Annotated in this window: 16 protein-coding genes; 8 read left to right on the top strand and 8 right to left on the bottom strand. The window is 40.5% G+C overall.

Annotation, left to right across the window (positions count from 1 at the left end; translation table 11 throughout):
• Positions 1–40: 40 nt before the first annotated feature.
• Positions 41–247 (top strand): hypothetical protein, encoded by a 207-nt coding sequence (locus HWV58_RS07360; RefSeq protein ID WP_175633464.1) that lies wholly within the window; start codon positions 41–43, stop codon positions 245–247.
• A 57-nt stretch (positions 248–304) separates the two neighbouring features.
• On the opposite strand, the gene HWV58_RS07355 is transcribed toward HWV58_RS07360, so the two are convergent.
• Positions 305–1,813 carry a bifunctional GNAT family N-acetyltransferase/carbon-nitrogen hydrolase family protein gene (locus HWV58_RS07355; protein ID WP_175633463.1) on the bottom strand — a complete coding sequence of 503 codons (1,509 nt, stop codon included), beginning with the start codon at positions 1,811–1,813 and terminating at the stop codon, positions 305–307.
• A 368-nt stretch (positions 1,814–2,181) separates the two neighbouring features.
• Here HWV58_RS07355 and HWV58_RS07350 point away from each other — a divergent pair, with 368 nt between their 5' ends.
• Positions 2,182–2,562, top strand: coding sequence for a GxxExxY protein (locus HWV58_RS07350; RefSeq protein WP_175633462.1), 381 nt, complete (start codon positions 2,182–2,184; stop codon positions 2,560–2,562).
• Positions 2,563–2,698: 136 nt separating this feature from the next.
• Here the strand turns inward: HWV58_RS07350 and ruvB are convergent, their stop codons facing one another.
• Entirely contained in the window at positions 2,699–3,721 is a 1,023-nt protein-coding gene (gene ruvB / locus HWV58_RS07345; protein WP_175633461.1) for a Holliday junction branch migration DNA helicase RuvB, read from the bottom strand.
• Positions 3,722–3,752: 31 nt separating this feature from the next.
• Complete coding sequence (locus tag HWV58_RS07340; protein WP_175633540.1) at positions 3,753–4,646, bottom strand: 3-hydroxyacyl-CoA dehydrogenase family protein; 894 nt, start codon at positions 4,644–4,646, stop codon at positions 3,753–3,755.
• A 561-nt stretch (positions 4,647–5,207) separates the two neighbouring features.
• On the opposite strand from HWV58_RS07340, the gene HWV58_RS07335 reads away from it, so the two are divergent.
• Genes HWV58_RS07335 through HWV58_RS07325 form a run of 3 tightly spaced genes read left to right on the top strand, consistent with a single transcriptional unit; the run spans position 5,208 to position 10,887 of the window.
• A complete protein-coding gene (locus HWV58_RS07335) occupies positions 5,208–8,318 on the top strand; it encodes a SusC/RagA family TonB-linked outer membrane protein (protein ID WP_175633460.1) in 3,111 nt (1,036 codons plus the stop codon).
• An 11-nt stretch (positions 8,319–8,329) separates the two neighbouring features.
• On the top strand, positions 8,330–9,925 hold the full coding sequence (locus HWV58_RS07330) for a SusD/RagB family nutrient-binding outer membrane lipoprotein (RefSeq protein WP_235972678.1): 1,596 nt from the start codon (positions 8,330–8,332) through the stop codon (positions 9,923–9,925).
• Positions 9,926–9,945: 20 nt separating this feature from the next.
• Complete coding sequence (locus HWV58_RS07325) at positions 9,946–10,887, top strand: DUF1735 domain-containing protein (RefSeq protein WP_175633458.1); 942 nt, start codon at positions 9,946–9,948, stop codon at positions 10,885–10,887.
• A 423-nt stretch (positions 10,888–11,310) separates the two neighbouring features.
• On the opposite strand, the gene pdxH is transcribed toward HWV58_RS07325, so the two are convergent.
• Positions 11,311–11,961: a pyridoxamine 5'-phosphate oxidase gene (gene pdxH, locus HWV58_RS07320; protein WP_175633457.1), complete on the bottom strand. Its 651-nt coding sequence runs from the start codon at positions 11,959–11,961 to the stop codon at positions 11,311–11,313.
• A 45-nt stretch (positions 11,962–12,006) separates the two neighbouring features.
• Here pdxH and HWV58_RS07315 point away from each other — a divergent pair, with 45 nt between their 5' ends.
• Entirely contained in the window at positions 12,007–12,570 is a 564-nt protein-coding gene (locus tag HWV58_RS07315) for a YqgE/AlgH family protein (RefSeq protein ID WP_175633456.1), read from the top strand.
• Positions 12,571–12,969: 399 nt separating this feature from the next.
• On the opposite strand, the gene purE is transcribed toward HWV58_RS07315, so the two are convergent.
• Positions 12,970–13,470 carry a 5-(carboxyamino)imidazole ribonucleotide mutase gene (gene purE, locus HWV58_RS07310; RefSeq protein ID WP_175633455.1) on the bottom strand — a complete coding sequence of 167 codons (501 nt, stop codon included), beginning with the start codon at positions 13,468–13,470 and terminating at the stop codon, positions 12,970–12,972.
• Positions 13,471–13,499: 29 nt separating this feature from the next.
• Positions 13,500–14,639, bottom strand: a complete 1,140-nt coding sequence (locus HWV58_RS07305) for a 5-(carboxyamino)imidazole ribonucleotide synthase (RefSeq protein ID WP_175633454.1) — start codon at positions 14,637–14,639, stop codon at positions 13,500–13,502.
• Between the two features lie 56 nt (positions 14,640–14,695).
• Here HWV58_RS07305 and HWV58_RS07300 point away from each other — a divergent pair, with 56 nt between their 5' ends.
• Positions 14,696–15,886: a BaiN/RdsA family NAD(P)/FAD-dependent oxidoreductase gene (locus HWV58_RS07300; RefSeq protein ID WP_175633453.1), complete on the top strand. Its 1,191-nt coding sequence runs from the start codon at positions 14,696–14,698 to the stop codon at positions 15,884–15,886.
• Between the two features lie 7 nt (positions 15,887–15,893).
• On the opposite strand, the gene HWV58_RS07295 is transcribed toward HWV58_RS07300, so the two are convergent.
• A complete protein-coding gene (locus tag HWV58_RS07295) occupies positions 15,894–16,601 on the bottom strand; it encodes a hypothetical protein (RefSeq protein WP_175633452.1) in 708 nt (235 codons plus the stop codon).
• A 702-nt stretch (positions 16,602–17,303) separates the two neighbouring features.
• Between HWV58_RS07295 and HWV58_RS07290 the strand changes: the two genes are divergently transcribed.
• Positions 17,304–19,520: a B12-binding domain-containing radical SAM protein gene (locus HWV58_RS07290; RefSeq protein WP_175633451.1), complete on the top strand. Its 2,217-nt coding sequence runs from the start codon at positions 17,304–17,306 to the stop codon at positions 19,518–19,520.
• A 247-nt stretch (positions 19,521–19,767) separates the two neighbouring features.
• Here HWV58_RS07290 and HWV58_RS07285 read toward each other — a convergent pair whose 3' ends face one another.
• Entirely contained in the window at positions 19,768–20,031 is a 264-nt protein-coding gene (locus HWV58_RS07285) for a hypothetical protein (RefSeq protein WP_175633450.1), read from the bottom strand.
• Positions 20,032–20,048: the final 17 nt, after the last annotated feature.

The following is a 20,048-nucleotide window of genomic DNA, read 5'->3' as shown; positions in this document are numbered from 1 at the left end:
GGAATTTGACCAACTAGGCACACATTTAACGTTTAATATCATGGAAAATATAGATCCAAAACATACGGAAACTGGAGGAGCTCACAGACCTATAGAAAAAGATTACGAAAGCCATAAAGAAAACCCCGGGCCAGCAAAACCCGCAGTTACTGAGAAAGATGTAAATGGGGCAGGACAGGCCTTGAAATGGGTTTTACCAATACTGATTATCATTGCTTTAATCGTTTGGTTCGCTATGCGTAAATAACTAGCTTTAGTACCGATTGAATGCCGGTTGCAATAATAGCGACCGGCATTTTTGTTTTTATTTCAGAAGTTTAACCTGATAAAGGTCGGTTCTTCTATCTTTTAATACTTTTACTGTACCATAATGGTGAAGCTCATCAAGCAGGTGCAGGTCTACATCAACCACCAAAACCATTTCAGTATTGGGAGTGGCTTCGGCCTTAATGGCATTGGTAGGAAAGGCAAAGTCTGACGGCGTGAAAACAGCCGACTGTGCAAACTGAATATCCATGTTGTTTACCTTCGGTAAATTGCCCACACACCCGGCAATGGCTACATAACATTCATTTTCGATGGCACGGGCTTGTGCGCAATGGCGAACGCGTGTATAACCATTCTGCGTATCGGTTAAAAACGGAACAAATAATATTTGCATGCCCTGGTCTGCGTAAATGCGGCTCAATTCAGGAAATTCAACATCATAACAGATTAAGATTCCTATCTTACCGCAGTCGGTATCAAAAACCTGCACTTTGTCGCCACCAATCATACCGTAATACTTCTGTTCGTTTGGTGTGATGTGGATTTTCCGGTATTCGTCGATTTTTCCGGTGCGATGGCAAAGGTAAGTGGCATTATAAAGCTTGCCATTATCAAGTAGCGGCATACTTCCGGTAATGATATTTACATTATAGCTCAATGCATACTCGTGCATTTTCTGTACAATTTCTTCTGTTTTTTCGGCCAGTTTGCGCATGGCTTCAATTTCGGGCAGGTGGTTGTAAGGCTGTAGTAAAGGGGTGTTAAACAACTCCGGAAACATGATGAAATCTGATTTATATCCGCTTACAGCATCAACGAAAAATTCTACCTGCTCATAAAATGATTCCATATCTGGGAAAAGGCGCATTTGCCATTGCACTAGTCCTAGACGTATGGTCATGGCCGAACGGGCCGAAGCATCAACTCCCTGGTAATAAATATTGTTCCACTCAATTAATGTGGCATATTCCTTCGATTCTTTATCGCCTGGCAGGTAGTTTTTCAGTACCTTTCTAACGTGAAAATCGTTTGAAATCTGAAAAGTTAGCGTTGGATCGTAAATCTCCTTGGCTTTTACCTTATCAATGTATTGTCTCGGAGTTAAAGTTTCGGCATAGGTATGGTAGCCGGGGATTCTACCACCAGCAATGATGCTTTTCAGGTTTAAACTTTCGCAGAGTTCTTTCCTGGCTTCGTACAACCTCCTGCCGAGCCTTAACCCGCGGTATTCGGGGTGTACAAAAATCTCAATACCATAGAGCGTATCTCCATTCGGATTATGTGTAGAGAATGAATAATCGCCTGTAATGAGTTTGTAGGTATGGCGGTCGCCATATTCATCGTAATCTACAATTATAGATAGCGAACAGGCTACTACCTTATCATCAACGGCAATACAGAGTTGTCCTTCAGGAAAAAGATTTAAAAGCTTTGCAATGCTCGATTTAGGCCAGATAGAACCACCCATGCTATCGTAAGCCTGGAGCATGGATTCTTTTAGATCGGCGTAATCCTCAAGCGTTAGTTTACGTATTTCGATATTCATGACTTGTTTGATTTGTATCTAATGAACACCAAAAGGCTATAAATGTTCAGAGAGATGTTAAATTTCTGCAATGAAATGATAGGGAAATTAAGATCGGGAGGACTTGAAATGTATAGTTGAATCTTAAATAGTCAGCATTAAGATTAGTAAAAAGGATTGCTTCGTCGTTCCTCTTCGCAATGACGGATTTTTTATACGTCATTGCCAGCTGAAAAATGGGGCAAGGTGAAAGGGCGAAGCAATCTTTTCAGCAGATACTCCCAAGTGTCCCTTACAGCTTGTATTGATTGCTTATTTATGCAGCGCTCCGGTCAGATTGAATAATAAATTGATAACTAATTTTTTAGAAGAAATGATTAAGTTTAATTATGACTGAAAATGAAATATCTTATATCGTGCGTGGCAGCATTTTCAATGTTTATAATGCACTTGGTCCTGGTTTGCTCGAATCAGCTTATGAAGCGGCATTACAATACGAAATTGAAAAGGCTGGATTATTTGTACAAAGACAAGTTTCATTACCCATGTATTATGAAGAAATTACAGTGGATGTTGGGTACAAACTTGATCTCGTAATAGAAAAAAAGGTGGTTGTTGAACTAAAATCTGTTGAATTTATTTTGAATGTGCACCACAAACAACTGCTTACTTATTTAAAGTTATCAGGATATAAATTAGGCTTACTGGTCAACTTTAATACAGATAACATTGCAGATAATATTTTTCGGAAAGCGTATGGACTTTATTGACGAAGCCGTACTACATTTTTATTTTCCCGCAGATTTAACAGATAAGGTACGCAGATTTAATTGGATAATGCCTGGCAATTTAATCTGTATGATTTGCGATTTTAATCGTTTTAAATCTGCGGGAAATATTAATTGCTTAAAACAACCTTCCGCTTTGCCCGGGATAATTCCTATTCAAATGTTTATAAGCTGCTTCGGTAGTCTCGCGGCCGCGCGAAGTACGCATGATATAACCTTCCTGTATTAAAAACGGTTCGTAAACTTCTTCAATAGTACCTTCATCTTCGCCAACAGCTGTGGCAATGGTTTTTAAGCCCACCGGACCGCCTTTAAATTTATCGATAATGGTGGTCAGGATGCGGTTATCCATCTCATCCAAGCCATGTTCATCAACATTTAAAGCATCTAAAGCATAACGCGCAATTTCCGGATCGATGGTGCCGTTTCCTTTAATCTGGGCAAAATCGCGGGTCCTACGCAAGAGGGCATTGGCAATACGGGGTGTACCGCGACTTCTGCGGGCAATTTCGTAAGCACCTTCATCACTGATTGGTGTTTTCAGGATTTCGGAAGAACGGAGCACAATGGTAGTTAGTAATTTGGCATCATAATAAGCCAGTCGTGCATTAATACCAAAACGTGCACGTAAAGGTGCAGTTAACAAACCCGAACGGGTAGTGGCACCAACCAAAGTAAAGGGATTCAATGAAATTTGCACCGAACGGGCATTAGGGCCGGTTTCGAGCATAATGTCGATCTTAAAATCCTCCATGGCCGAGTAGAGGTACTCTTCAACCAGGGGCGATAAGCGGTGAATCTCATCTATAAACAGAATATCACCTTCATCTAAACCAGTCAACAAGCCAGCTAAATCGCCGGGTTTATCCAATACTGGTCCAGAGGTTACTTTAATGCCTGTTGCCATTTCGTTGGCAATGATATGAGACAGTGTCGTTTTACCTAATCCCGGAGGGCCATGTAACAGTACATGATCCAAAGCTTCTCCGCGAAGTTTTGCCGCCTGAACAAAAATTTTCAGGTTTTCCATCACTTTTTCCTGCCCGGTAAAATCTTCGAACGCCTGTGGCCTTAACACCCGCTCAATATCGCGATCGGTAGGGGTTAAGTGACTTGCATTTGGATCTAGATGCTCATTCATACCACAAATATAAAATTAAATGCTAAAAAAATTAGGATTTTTTAAATTTAGCTGCTACCACCAAATCTTTTGAACCTGCGGTATAGGTATAAAAGCCCTCGCCGGTTTTAACACCTTTTTTGCCAGCAGCTACCATGTTTACCAATAAAGGGCATGGTGCATATTTAGGATTTCCGAAACCATCGTGCAGCACTTTTAATATGGCCAAACAAACGTCCAAACCAATAAAATCAGCAAGTTGCAAGGGCCCCATCGGGTGTGCCATGCCCAGTTTCATTACGGTATCAATTTCGTAAACACCCGCTACACCTTCATAAAGCGTGTAAATGGCCTCATTAATCATTGGCATTAAAATACGGTTGGCTACAAAGCCGGGATAATCGTTTACTTCAACCGGAACTTTAGCTAAATTTTCAGATAGCGCCATGATCGTTTTAGTCGTTTCATCACTGGTGGCGTAACCACGAATCACTTCAACCAGCTTCATCACCGGAACGGGATTCATAAAATGCATCCCGATAACTTTGTCGCCACGATTAGTTACCGCAGCAATTTGCGTAATGGAAATAGAGGAGGTATTAGATGCCAGTATAGCTTGCGCAGGAGCATATTGATCCAGTTCTTTAAAAATATTCAGTTTAAGATCTATATTTTCGGTAGCGGCTTCTACCACTAGATCTGCATGCTCAACACCCGCTTTTAAACTGGTAAATGTTTTGATGTTTTGAAGTGTAACTGCTTTTTGCTCGTTTGTTAAAGTACCCTTATTTACCTGTCTGTCGAGGTTTTTGCCAATGGTATCAAGCGCTTTATCTAAGGCTGTTTGGTTTATGTCAATCAGGTTTACGGGATATCCGAATTGTGCAAAGGTATGGGCGATGCCATTTCCCATTGTACCCGATCCTATTACTGCGATTTGTTTCATCATTTTAACAGATTAATGGACGAATTTACTTATTTGTAACTGACTTCTATCATGCCTGACGGATATATTCACCGATAAGAATCCGAACAGAATTATGCTACTTTTTATCACTAATTGTTCCTGGATTTTGGTGCTTTTGATAGTTCTTTTGAAAATAGACGAGCTTTCGAGGTCTTGTTGGTTAAGTTTTGTTCCTTTGCTGAGATATACTGTTTTTAAACAGTGTTTAGGCGCTTAATTTTTTGGTGTATTAATAAAATAATCGAAAAATTGTGTTAAAAAATGTCATTTAACAATGTTAAAACGATTTATCGATACATAAACTTAATTTATCGTTTCTTAAAATTTTAGTTATTCTCAAATTTCTTTATTAGTGGCTGAATTATTATTCGCTACAATTATTCGTGATGGACCGGATCTCCCTTCAATTTCCGGTAACAATGAAAAATTAAACTAATCATTTAACAGGTTTCAATTGATACAGGGCATACGGTTCTGTTGCGGTACTTGTTGTGGTTAATTCTTCAAAACACATTATTAACTTATTAAACTAAAATGTAAATGAAAAGAAAACTACTAAAGTTTTTGTTGTTCTTTATTGTTTTGCTGGGGATGAAGGCCTCGGCTCAGGAAAGAACGGTAACAGGAGTGGTATCGGCAAAAGAAGATGGTTTGCCACTGCCCGGGGTGAGTGTGAAGGTAAAAGGAACCAATAACGGCGTAACTACCGGAGTCAACGGCGCTTATGCTATCAAAGTGCCTTCGGGTGTACACATTCTGGTGTATACTTTTGTTGGCTATAAAACCAGAGAACAGAATGTAAATGCCAGAAATATCGATATCGTACTCGAATCGGATGTAAACAGCCTGGATGAAGTGGTAGTGGCTGCCGGAGGTATAAAACGGGCAGCACGCGAGCAGGGGTATGCTTCTACCCGTGTAGATGGCGAGTCGCTTACTGCAGGTAAATCGCCTACTATTGCAGGTGGTTTGGCAGGTAAAGTAGCCGGATTGCAGATTAATGCTGTAGGTAGCGGTGTTAATCCGAGTTACCGTTTGGTGTTAAGGGGAAACCGCTCCATTACAGGTAATAATCAGGCCCTGATTGTATTGGATGGTGCCGTTGTGCCCAATGCTTTGCTTGGTAATCTTAATCCGGATGATGTAGACGATATTACCGTTTTGAATGGTGCCAGTGGTGCTGCGCTATACGGTTCTGATGCTTCGAACGGAGCGTTGATCATTACCACTAAAAAAGGCAAGAAAGGCACGCCAGTAATTAAACTTTCGAATACGACAGTGCTGGAACAGGTTAGTTTCTATCCACTTTTGCAAAACAGCTTTGGCTCAGGTTCTACTTCTGGTGCTCAGGTTTACGATCCTATTGAGAACCAGCAATACGGGCCAGCATTTGACGGTACTTTAAAACCTATCGGGCGTGTGCTCGAAAATGGTACACAACAATATGCCAGTTACTCGGCTACAGATGATAAATATGATTTCTGGGATACCGGTGTTTCTAACCAGACCGACTTCTCCATTTCTGCTGCTGATGAGAAATCATCAACCTATTTGTCTGCACAATATCTTAACGGATCGGGTACTACACCCAAAGATGAATATACCCGTATTGCTTTGAGATACAACGGATCGAGAAATTTCAGCAAAAATTTCACAGCCAATTACAATGCAAGCTACACCCAGAATAAATATGATATTACCAGTGCAACTTCTACGATTTATAATAATTTATTGAATACGCCTGGTCAGATTCCATTGTTGAGCTACAAAGACTGGCAAAATACTTCGGGCTGGGGAAGTCCGGATAATTATTATAACGACTATTATGAAAACCCGTATTGGGCTATCGATAATTACAGACAAAAAACACAGAATGAGTATTTAACTGGTTTGTTGGAATTAAAGTATAAGGCTACTGACTGGTTAGATTTTACCTACAGGGCAGCTATCAGCAACCGCTACTATAAGAATAAGAACAGCACAACTGGTTTTACTTACACCCAGTACACCCTCGATCATTCGGCAAAAACCAACGAAAGCAGTGGTGTGTCTGATCAGATGTTAAGTACCAGTAACTTCAGTACCGACTTTTTTGCCAATATCAAGAAAGATATTAAAGATTTCTCGATCAACGCATTGGTGGGTACTTCATTAAAAAGCTACAACTACAAATACCTCAATGCTTCGGGTAGTGGTTTACAGGTTACCGATTTGTATAACCTGGGTAACATTACCGGAACGCCTTCGGCTGATGAGTCGAATTACAACACCCGTCAGTACGGCGTGTGGGCCGATGCAACCATTGGTTATAAAAAATACCTCTTTTTACATTTAACCGGTAGAAACGACTGGGTTTCGGTACTGGCACCGGCTAACAGATCATTCTTTTACCCTGCAGCAGATGTGTCATTTATCCCAACTGATGCTTTTGCTTTCTTAAAAAACAGCAAGGTAATCGATTACATGAAAATCAGGGCTGGTATTTCAAAAGTAGGTAACGTTAACGTAGGCAATAGTACCAACGGTGGTGCTTATTCGCTCGAGTCTACATTCGATTCGCAAACCGGTTATGGTTATGGAACTGGTTATACCCCTAACAATACCCTGGTTTCGAACAACCTGAAACCCGAAATTACCACAGGTTACGAAGGTGGTGTAGATTTCAGGTTGTTTAAAGGTTTGGTTGATGGTTCGGTTACGTATTACAATACCAGTTCTACCGGACAGGCCATTGTGGCCGGTGTACCCATTACAACTGGTTACAGCTATTATTTGCTTAACACAGGCGAATTAACCAACGAAGGTTTGGAAACTGCATTACACTTTACGCCAATCAGAAAAGGCGACTGGAAACTAACCCTTGGAGGTAATTACACCTACAATAACAATAAACTGGTGTCATTATCTAACGATTTAACCCGCATTGGCGTAAGCAACAGTTCGACCATTTTTGGTCAGGTAGGCCAGATTTATCCGGTAATTATTGGTTCCGATTATATCCGCGATCCGGAAGGAAGGGTAGTTGTTGATCAGAATACAGGCTATCCTGTTGGTAAAACTGAAGGTAACATTTTAGGAAACACCATTCCGAAGAATAGATTGGGACTTGATTTTCAATTAAGCTATAAAGGATTGACATTCTCAGGTCTATTCGAATACCGCTCAAATTACGTTCAGTATAGCTCAGCAGGCTCTACTTACGATTTCTCAGGCTCTTCTGCCCGTAGCGCTTATTACAATAGAGAGAAATTTGTATTCCCTAATTCTTCTTATTACGACAGTACAACAGGTACCTATGTAGCCAACAAGAGCATTACTGTTTCTGATGGCGGTGCAGGTTTCTGGACCAGCAGCAGTTTATATTCGAGCGTAACCAGCAATTATGTGTATTCAGGAAATTACTGGAAACTGCGCGAACTGGCATTGTCTTATAAACTGCCATCATCAGTATTGCGGAATGTAAAGTTTATCAAATCGGCTACAATTAGTGCACAGGGTAGAAATTTATTTATCTGGATGCCTAAATCGAATGAATACGCCGATCCTGATTACAGCAATAACGGTGCTGACAGCAATGCAGTGGGGATTACTTCACTTTCGCAAACCCCTCCAACCAGATATTACGGAGGAACTATATCATTAACTTTCTAATGTCAAGAATTATGAAAAGACTTTTAAATTTATCGATCATCCTGATTACTGTTTTTACGGTGCAAAGCTGTAAGAAAAGCTATCTGGATATCAACGAAAATACCAACGCTGCAACATCATCATCTCCAAACCTGGTTTTGCCGGCAGTATTGAACAATACAGCTTCAAATTTTATTACTTATTTCAATTACGGTGCATGGATGGCAGGCTATCAGGCTAATGCCGGCGGTTATTCGTTTACCGGATCAACATTTTTTACCTATAACTGGAATTCGGGTACCAATAACGGCTTGTTTAACTCGGCATTTACCGATTTGAGGAGCTATCAGTATATCATCACTTCTACCACAGGTGCAAATAAATATGTGTTGTATAATGCAGTAGCGCGGATTATGAAATCTTATTACTATCAGATTTTGGTTGATGAATATGGCAATGTGCCTTACACCGAAGGCTTGGCTGGCGTAGATAACCTGACACCGCATTACGATGATGCTGCCACAGTTTATAAATCGTTAGTTACCGAAATAGATGCGGCCATTAAAGACCTGCAAACTTATGGCTCAAGTTCGGTAGTGAGTGCATTGGGTAGTGCCGATATTGTGTTTAAAGGCGATGCCACCAAATGGATTAAATTTGCCAACAACATTAAACTGCGCATTTTAACCCGTGCACAGGCCGGTACACTGGCTGCTTATACAACCAGTGCATTCAATACTTTTTCTGCTGAAGGATTTTTAACCGAAGATGTGACCATTAATCCAGGTTATGTAAGTACAAGTGCAAGGCAGAACCCGCTGTGGAATACCTATCACTCTTCTTACACTGGCAGTAATGGTGCGTATGCCGCACAGCAGATTCCTACCCGCTGGATTTTTTCTTTCTACAACGGTACCAAACTGTCTGACGCTACGCGTGGCGCGCTGATCTACAAAAATTATGTGGCGGGCACTACACCAATTAACCAGTTGGGTAATGAAACCAATGTAAGTTCATGGATTTCGGGTTATCCGGCCTGGTACATCGGCGTTGGAACTGCTCTAAATGCCCCAGAAACCCAGGGAATTATTAAAAGCAGGGTAATGGGACAATTGATTATGCCCGCTGCAGAAACTTATTTCCTGCTTGCCGAAGCTGCTTTAAATGGTCACACGCTATCTGGCGATGCCGCTACCAATTTCGATAATGGGATTAAAGCATCTTACAATTACCTTCAAAAAACGGGTGCCAGCACCACTTCGGCTACTACTGCTGTTTTAGATGCTTACTTAACGGCTTATAAAACCGCAAATGCAGGTAACTATCTCGTGAATTATAGCGCCGCAACTACTGCTGCACAACGTTTGGAAGCAATTATTACACAAAAATACATTGCATTAAATTTTGTTGATGGTTACGAGGCCTGGCAAGAGTACAAAAGAACGGGCTATCCGGCAATTTCAGGCACAGGAGCCACCACAACCTTTGTATCGCTGCAATCGTCGGCAACATCGGCCGATAAACTTCCGGTTAGAAACCTTTACCCAACTACCGAGTATAACCTTAATCCCAATGTACCAACAGGGCTAAGCGCTTACACTTCGAAGATTTTTTGGGATGTTAACTAATTGATTTTAAACAGAAAGAAATGAAAAATTATAAAAAAATTAGTCTTGCATTGTTGGTATTCGCTGCAGGCCTTACATCTTGTACCAAACAAGATGGCATTTATACCGAGAATGGTTCGAGTGGGATTATCGAACTGGCTGATTTGCCTTCAAGAACCAGCTCTACGGCCTATGCTGTTGCTACCAAATCTTTTGATGCAGCTGCTTCGATCGATTTTCCTGTAACGATAAATTATACAGGGGTAGATGGCGCGGCCGAAGATGTAAATATGGTTTTAGGTTTTGATGATGCAGCTGTAGCCACCATGAGCAGCAGCTACACCGTATTGCCTACATCATTGTACACTGTGCCCAGTTACAATGTAACGATCCCCAAAGGATCAAAAACGGCAACTTTTCACCTGACACTGAATACGGCGACTTTCGATTTTACCAAAACCTATGCTTTGGGCATTAAAATTAAATCTGCTTCTTCCGGAACCATTAGCAGTAATTACGGAACAGGGGTGTTTTTAATAGTAGCGAAAAATAAATATGACGGCGTGTATACTGTAACGGCTTCAAGCGCCATGGTTGATAATACTTCGAGTACTTTAACCGGATATTACCCAATGACCCAGGAGTTACGGACTACCGGTGCTACATCTGTGGTAGAATACGATGGCTATCTGTATGCCAACAATTATTATCACCCGATTAAAAGCGGTACATCTACTTCAGCTTATGGCAACTTTGCCCCAATATTTACAATGGATGCTGATGGCAATGTAACTTCGGTAACCAACTATTACGGACAGGGAACCAACTCATCTGTGCGGGCGGCAAGGTTAAATCCGGCAGGGGTAAACAAGTTTACTGTTTCGGGTAATACCAAAGTTTTAGAGGTAAGTTACATCATGACACAGTCTGGTGCCGACAGGACATTCTTCTACGAAAAATGGACTTATACCAAAGCAAGATAACAGCTCGTGTAGTCATTAAAAAAGGGGGGGATTCAAAAGGATGCTTCCCCTTTTTTATCTTAAATTTTAATCTATTTATTATTGTTTAAAATGCTGATTAGCAAAAATATATAGTTAAAAAATGTTAAATGAAATGTTAAATTTTTAATCGCTTTTTTTAGTCGATACAAAGCAATTACTCATCGGTACTCACTTTAAAAAGCATGTCATTTTCAGGATATTTGAGTCATCAAGAAAAACAAAAAAGCTTTTTAATTGCTTATAAAAAGAAAAGAAAATTACCGCCAGATTTAAGAAAAATGAAGGCGTTTCAATAAAGGTACTTCCTAGTAAATTTAGGTTAGTTAATGATTAGTTAAAATAGAGATCGTGCTGGATAGCCGATCTCTATTTGTTTAAGGTAACTTGCTTTCAGCTTTCTACTTAAGGAGCCAATCTGCTTTTCACCCAGCTGCCCTTAATCCATTCGAAATTAATACGATCGTGCAATCTGTTGCTGCGTCCTTGCCAAAACTCTATACGTGTAGGTTTCACCACATAGCCGCCCCAGTGTGCAGGTTTAACAATAGTTTTATCCTGGTTTTTAACTTTAAAATCGGCAACCTTTTGCTCTAAAAAAGCCCTGTCGGGTATCACCTGACTTTGCGGCGAAGCAATAGCACCAATCTGGCTTTCTTCAGGACGGGTATTGAAATAAGCCTCTGAGGTTTCTTTATCGAGTTTCTCAACCGAACCTTCAATTCTTACCTGTCGCTCCAGTTCGGGCCAGTGAAATACCAGGCAGGCATATGGATTTCTCTTGAGTTCTTTTCCTTTGGCGCTCAGGTAATTGGTGTAAAACCTGAAACCCTGCTCATCAGCACCTTTTAGTAATACGATACGTGCATCAGGTCTGCCCGATTTATCGGCTGTAGCCAGCGTCATTACATTGGGTTCGTATATTTTAGCTTCAACAGCGTGTTCAAACCATTTTTTAAACTGTACAATCGGATCGTTGTCTACGTCTGATTCGTCTAGTGAAGCGCTTTTGTAATCTTGGCGCAGGTTTTGTAGAAATTCATTTGTAACTTGCATAAACAAAAATAGGCATCTTTTACGGTGCTACAAATGATTATCGTCATGCTTAACAACATTAAACCGAAAACTGGCCGCCTGCTGATCTCAGAACCCTTTATGGCCGATCCGAATTTTAAAAGATCAGTTGTACTGTTAACCGAGCATGGCGAAGAGGGGACGGTTGGCTATATCCTTAATCAGGTAGGAAACTTAATTTTAAATGATGTAATCCAAGATTTATGGCAGGCCGATAATCACATTTATTTTGGTGGGCCTGTAGCAGCTGATACCCTCCATTTTATACACCGTTGCTACGATAAGTTGCAAAGCGGGGAGCCTATTGGCGATGGCTTATACTGGGGTGGTAATTTCGAAACACTTAAAATCCTGATGAATACCAATGCCATAAGTGCTGATGAAATTAAGTTTTTTATGGGCTATTCGGGTTGGGGTGTAGGACAACTAGACCGCGAGATTGATGATAATGCCTGGATGGTAAGCAATATCCCTAATGTTGATCTGATTTTTGGTAACGATGACGAAAAGCTCTGGCGCGACGTGATTGTGCACTTAGGACCAAAATTTGCCCATGTGAGCAATTTCCCGATTGATCCGAATTTGAATTAGTTTACATTTAGCAATTTTCAGTTACTAAATGTACTAAATGCAAAATATGGTTAATTTTAGTTTCTTTTTAAGTTTGTCACGTTGAGCCTGTCGAAATGCCTCGCTTTGTGTTTAAGCAGGTCCTTCGACAAGCTACCATTAACAGACGGTATAGAAGAATCGTCATCTCGACTGAAGCGCAGCGAAATGGAGAGATCTTTAAATAGATTTAGCTTCGCTGAGCACTGCGTGGTTCTCGACTACGTTGCACCCGATAGCTATCGGGTCCGCTCGAAATGACGACTCAGAAGGGGCTGTTACAATATTGATTTTTATGAAATAAATTAACCCTCAGGATGACAATCTTTATTTAGGATTCAGTCTGTTATATTTTTTCATAAACGGATCCAGGGCTAAAGACTACATTGAAGCAGCACTTTCCTCAACTTTTTTCCTTAAATCATCTTTATAAGCCTGCATTTTTACAGTTAAAGATTCATCAGCAGTAGCTAAAATCTGAGCGGCCAGTAAACCTGCATTTTTAGCAGCGTTTAAAGCAACTGTAGCCACTGGAATACCGTTTGGCATTTGCAGGATCGATAAAATACTATCCCAGCCATCAATAGAGTTCGATGATTTTACCGGTACACCAATAACAGGTAATGTTGTAATGGAAGCCACCATACCAGGTAAGTGTGCAGCACCGCCAGCACCGGCAATAATTACTTTTAACCCTCTGCCTTGTGCTTCTTTGGCATAATTGAACATTCGCTCAGGCGTTCTGTGCGCCGAAACCACAGTAATTTCGTAACTGATTCCAAATTCTTTTAGTATATCAGCAGCATCCTGCATAACCGGTAAATCTGATTTGCTACCCATTATTATGCCGACACTGAAGTTTGATGAATTTGTATTGCTCATGATATATTTTTTAAATTTTATGGTAAAGGTTATGCAATTACGCGTAATGTTTTTTGTACGAACCGTGCTTTTTCAATGGCTTTATCCCTGTCAATATCAACAATGGTAGCATGACCCATTTTACGGAAAGGCTTGGTATATTTCTTGCCATACAAGTGCACATAAACACCATCAATGGCTAATATTTTTTCTAAATTTTCGTATTTCGCTACGCCTTCATAGCCTTTTTCGCCCAGCAGGTTAATCATAATTGCATTAGTTATGCTGCTGGTATCGCCTAATGGAAGGTTGTAAATCGCACGCAAGTGTTGTTCAAATTGCGAAACATAATTACCTTCAATGGTTTGGTGACCGCTATTGTGCGGACGGGGAGCCACTTCATTAACCAATAACTCGCCATCTTTGCACACAAACATTTCAACCGCTAATATGCCGGTAATGTTCATCGCCGAAGCTACATTTTTGGCAATATTTTCGGCTTTTTGTTGTAAGCTTTCGGCAAAAGTTGAAGGAGAAATCAAGAACTCAACCAGGTTGGCTTCCGGATTAAATTCCATTTCTACCATCGGAAATGTTTTCATGTCGCCATTGGCATTGCGTGCCACAATTACCGCTACTTCCTTTTCAAAGTCGACCAGTTTTTCGATAATACAAGGTGCATCAAAGGCTTTATCTAAATCGGCGGCACTGTTGATTTTCATCACACCTTTTCCGTCGTATCCGTCTTTTCTCAGTTTTAAGATATATGGAAACTGGAACTGGCTGTTTGCAATATCCTCCTTTGTATTCACAATTTGAAAGGGTGAAGTTGGGATATCGTTTTCTTTAAAAAACTGTTTTTGTACGCCTTTATCCTGTATTAAACGGATAACACGCGACTGCGGGAAAACCTTTTTGCCTTCTTTTTCCAGTTGCTCCAGCGCATCTATGTTTACCTTCTCAATTTCGATGGTAATGATATCTGCTTTTTTGCCGAAATTATAAACCGTATCAAAATCGGTAATTGAACCGTTTTCGAAGTAATTTGCAATGTGTTTACAGGGCGCATCTGGATCAGGATCTAAAACCAATGAAGTAACATTGTAATTGATGGCTTGCTGGATGAGCATCCGGCCCAATTGTCCACCACCTAAAATACCTAATTTTAATTCGCTTATCTGTTTTGCCATGAGGGGTTGAAAATTATGCTAATTTTGCACAAAAGTAACAATATTTAAATTTATTGATGGATGCAGATGCGATAATTATTGGGGCGGGTGCCTGTGGATTGATGTGTGCAGTGCAGGCGGGCTATCTGGGCAAGCGGGTAATTGTACTCGAAAAAAATGAAAAACCAGGAGCAAAAATTCTAATTTCGGGTGGCGGGCGCTGCAATTATACCAACCAATTCGCATCAGCAGAGCAGTTTATCTCTGCCAATCCGCATTTCGTAAAATCGTCCTTTACCCAATGGACAGTTGAAGATACCATCAGCTTTTTTGAAACATACGGCATTGATGGAAAGGAAAAAACTTTAGGTCAGCTATTCCCTGATGATAAGAATGCAAAAGATGTGGTTGCTGTTTTTACCTCCATTTGCGAAGATTTTGGTCAGGAAATTAGATGTAATGCTGCGGTAAACGAGATTGAAATACTGGATGACCATTTTAAAGTGAGTTACGAAAAGAATGGAAAAACAATAGTTTTAACAGCCGAAAAACTAGTTATAGCAAGCGGCGGACTACCCATCCCTAAAATGGGAGCTACTGATTTTGCGCTGCGTTTTGCCCGTAAAAACGGACTTAAAATTATAGAAACAGCTCCTGCTTTGGTACCGCTAACCATTACCGGGAAAGACGAAGAATGGTTTGCACAGCTTTCGGGCAATTCTGTTTTCTGCGAAGTGAGCAATGATGAAATCGCGTTTGAAGAAAATATTCTTTTCACGCACTGGGGATTAAGTGGTCCGGCTATTTTGCAAATTTCTTCTTTCTGGAGACGGGGAGAAACAATCCGCATCAATTTGTTGCCCAACCATGATATCGTTGAGTTGTTAGATGATGAACGGAAAAACAATGGCAAAACCTTATTATCTACCTTGTTGCATCGTTTTTACACCAGGAAATTTACCGATGCATTGGGCAAGTTTTTACCTTTAAACAAACCTGTTGCGGCTTTAACGAAAGCAGAACTCGATTTAGTTGAGCAAACCATCCATTATTTTAAGGTGAAACCTGCAGGCGATAAAGGCTACGATAAAGCCGAAGTAATGCGTGGTGGGATTGATACCAGCGAAATTTCTTCTAAAACCCTCGAATGTAAAAAAATACCTAATCTGTTTTTCGGCGGGGAATGTATGGATGTGACCGGCTGGCTTGGTGGCTATAATTTTCAGTGGGCCTGGGCAAGTGGTTTTGTAATTGCGCAGAATTTGTAATTCAAACCTACAAATAAACATTCGGCATAATCTCCCATGCCCATGGCTTTTTAAAGGTTTTGAAAGTTCTTAACTGGTTAAAAAATAGCACTTCGCTGGTTTTGCGGTTGGCAATATCGCGCCGGTGTAAATTACCAACAGTAGTAAACAACTGGCGGCTACTGAAATCGTAAATCCTTTCGGTCATATCGCCGGTATTCTGGTTAAAATAAAGGTTAATGGCACTGGTTAAAAACCAATCTTTGTTTTGGAACTTAAAGGTATAACCCAGTTCCCAGCGCCATTCGCTGCCACCCTTAAACCTCAAAAACAGTTGCTGATCTTTAATGGCCATTTGCTGCAACGGATCTCCAACTTTACCACCTTCTTCGGATCGTAAAATGAAGTCGTTGTTTTGTGCGGATAGTTTATAATCGCCACTGGCTTTATCCTTGAAGTAGATCGCTAAAATTCGGGGTTTCTGGGTTTCTTTGATAATGTCGGAATGGTTATCGCCGTAGGTTCGTGTTTCATCAATAATCTGGTTAGATTCGAAAATCAATGCAAGATCATCTGCAGCATCGTTATTTAAATCACCGCTTGCACTTTCAATTAGTGTCCAGTTTTGTGGCGTAAGCTGTGCAACAGCATTTCCCTGTGCTTTAACTTTCGGGAAAAGAAAGGTTTTTTGAGCAAATGTAACTTGAACAAAGAGCAGCAACAGGAGTAAGGGCAAAAATCTCATTTAGCAAAAGGCGTTGATGTAGTTATGAAACGTTTGAATTGGGTTTTTAGTTTATAGCTCACAGGTTTTAATTGCGTTTGAAGATGCCCTGGTTGATTGAAAATATGGTTTAAATCTGTAGGGAAATTATTAACTATACATTTCCCCCCTGATTACGCGGATCCCGCGGATTTAATTGTTTTTGAAATGCAACGTGATGGCTAATCTGCGATTATCATTTAAATCTGCGAGAGGATATTAACTATATACTTCCCGCTGATTACGCAGATCCCGCGGATTTAATTGTCTTTGAAATGCTAAGTGATGATAGTTAATCTGCGATTATCATTTAAATCTGCGGGAGAATAATTAGCTGCACATTGCCCGCTGATTACACAGATGTCGCGGATTTAATTGTCTTTGAAATGCAACGTGATGGTTAATCTGCGATTATCACTTAAATCTGCGGGAGAATAATTAAGTAAATATTGCCCGCTGATTACGCAGAAAAGAAACGCAGATTCGGCAGATTTCAATTTACTTTTTGAAAATGTAATGGTTGATATCATTTTAATTTGTGGGAAATATTTAGGTTAATGCAGAAAAGAAATCACATGATAATTAGCCTTTACTAAGCAGAGGGTAACGATTGTAGGAATTAGCCTAATTAAACTGCTAAAAATCCCTTACTTTTGCATTTTAATCCTTTCTCTTTTGAAAACAGAACTTTTTGTTGTTACGCCACCTTTTACCCAACTGAATACTCCTTATCCAGCCACAGCGTATATTAAAGGGTTTCTGAATAGCAAAAATATCACTTCAACACAGGCCGATTTAGGCATCGAAGTTATTTTGAAGCTTTTTTCGAAAAAAGGATTGCAGGATTTATTCAGTCATGCCGCAAAGGGTAGAAGTGTCAATGGGGGGAAAACCATAAGTGATAATGCAAAGCGCATTCATGCCTTGCAGGATGATTATTTAAAAACGATTGATGCGGTGATAGCTTTTCTGCAAGGGAAAAATCCAACTCTGGCATTACAAATCTGCAGCGACGATTTTCTGCCACAGGCTTCGCGTTTTTCGCAACTGGAAGAACTCGACTGGGCTTTTGGCGCCATGGGTACGCAGGATAAAGCCAAACACCTGGCAACGCTTTATCTTGAAGACATATCCGACTATATCGTAGAATGTATCGATGAAAACTTTGGCTTTAGCCGTTACGCCGAGCGTTTAGGCAGAAGCGCCAATTCTTTCGACGAATTGTATGAAGCTTTAGCACAGTCACCAACCTACATCGATCAGATCCTGATTTCGGTACTAAAAGAGAAGATTGAAGCTGTTGACCCAAAGTTGTTCTTGATTTCGGTACCTTTTCCCGGCAATCTGTACAGCGCTTTCCGCTGCGCCCAATGGGTTAAAGCAAATCATCCGGAAATTAAGATCTCAATGGGTGGTGGTTTCCCGAATACAGAGCTGAGATCGTTGTCGGATGTACGCGTGTTCGAGTTTTTCGATTTTATCACTTTAGATGACGGCGAATTACCGATCGAACTGTTATATCATAATATTACCCATCCCATTCCTGCTGCAGCCCATTTTTACAAAAGGACATTTCTGCTCGAAGATGGAAAGGTGGTTTACCGCAATGATGCATTCAGAAACGACTACAAACAGGCAGATGTAGGCACTCCAGATTACAGCGATCTGCTACTTGACAGCTATATTTCGGTGATTGAAATCGTAAACCCGATGCACCGCATGTGGAGCGATGGTCGATGGAACAAACTAACCATGGCGCATGGCTGCTATTGGGGAAAATGTACTTTTTGCGATATTTCTTTAGATTATATTAAGGTTTACGAACCTGTTGCGGCTAAACTAATTGTAGACCGGATAGAAGATTTGTACCAGAAAACCGGACAGAATGGTTTCCATTTTGTAGATGAGGCGGCTCCGCCAGCTTTAATGCGAGAGGTAGCCCTCGAAATTATCAGGAGAAAACTTGCGGTAACCTGGTGGACGAATATCCGTTTCGAAAAAAGCTTTACCCGCGATTTATGCCTGCTATTGAAAGCTTCGGGTTGCATTGCCGTTTCGGGTGGACTGGAAGTAGCATCAGATCGTTTATTAAAACTTATAGATAAAGGTGTAACTGTGGAGCAGGTGGCAAGGGTAACCCGGAACTTTACCGAGTCTGGCATTATGGTACACGCTTATTTAATGTATGGCTATCCTACACAAACAGTACAGGAAACGGTTGATAGTCTGGAGATGGTGCGCCAGCTTTTTGAAGCAGGTGTGTTGCAATCGGGTTTCTGGCACCAGTTTGCCATGACGGCGCATAGCCCTGTAGGCATGTATCCTGAGAAATTTGGAGTAGTAAAGGAAACTGAAACAATCGGTACTTTTGCCAATAACGACATTAATTATATCGATAAAACGGGCATCGACCACAATAAATTCAGTTTCGGCTTAAAGAAATCGTTGTTCAACTTTATGCATGGCATCTGTTTCGATTACGAGTTGCAAGACTGGTTCGATTTTAAGATTCCGAGAACTAAAATACCAGCTGATTTTATTGAAAGGGCCTTAAACGATGATCAAAATTTTAATACCAAGCCTACTGCCAAAGTGGTTTGGATAGGAGGTAAGCCGGAGGTAGATTATTTTACCAAATCGAAAAAGGGAAATACCTGGGAGCTGGCCTCGCTAACTTTTCATGATAAAAAAGAAACCTTTACCGTACAGGCCAACAAAAATGAAGGCAAATGGCTGGCTGATATATTAACCAAAATCGCAATATCAAACGAGGGTGTTAGCACCTTTCAGGATATTAAAGCCGATTTTGAGCGTGAAAGGGAAAACTTCGAATTGTTCTGGTATTCGAAGCCCATTAATACATTGCGGGAATACGGCTTATTGGTTCTGTAAGTCGTTTGTTTAGTACTTATAGGCTCACGCTCGTTTCTAACGCGTGTGGAAATAACCGGGCGATTTCATCGCCTAATCTAAAGTATTTGTCTATTGGTTGGTGTCCTCACCGACCAGTGCGCGATCCTCATTTAGGACAGTATTTAATGAAATGAAGAGTTTAACTAAATACTTTCTCTATTGGTTGGTGTCCTCACCGACCAATGCGTAATCCTCATTTAGGGCAGTATTTAATGAAATGAAGATACTACATCTTCATGCTAAAATGCGTTAAGAAATAAATGATGCAGATAACAATGATGGAATTTAAAATCAGCAATAGCCAAGAAATAACCGATTTACGGTCTTTCATTAAGGCAATAAAAGAACTGGCATAAGCCATAACCATTAAGGCCAGAAACAGGTTTACTGTCGATATTCCCAATAAACTATAACCATCATAGGCAAATACCAGGCAGCCTAAAAGCAGAAAAGCAGCTGAGGCAATGTTGTATACTTTGTTGGGTTTCATATATGGGATGTAATTTA

Origin of the sequence: Pedobacter ghigonis (assembly GCF_903166585.1) — a bacterium.
Lineage (GTDB): Bacteria > Bacteroidota > Bacteroidia > Sphingobacteriales > Sphingobacteriaceae > Pedobacter > Pedobacter ghigonis.
Note: the sequence above shows the minus strand (reverse complement) of the source record. Positions and strands in the feature narration are given on the sequence as shown.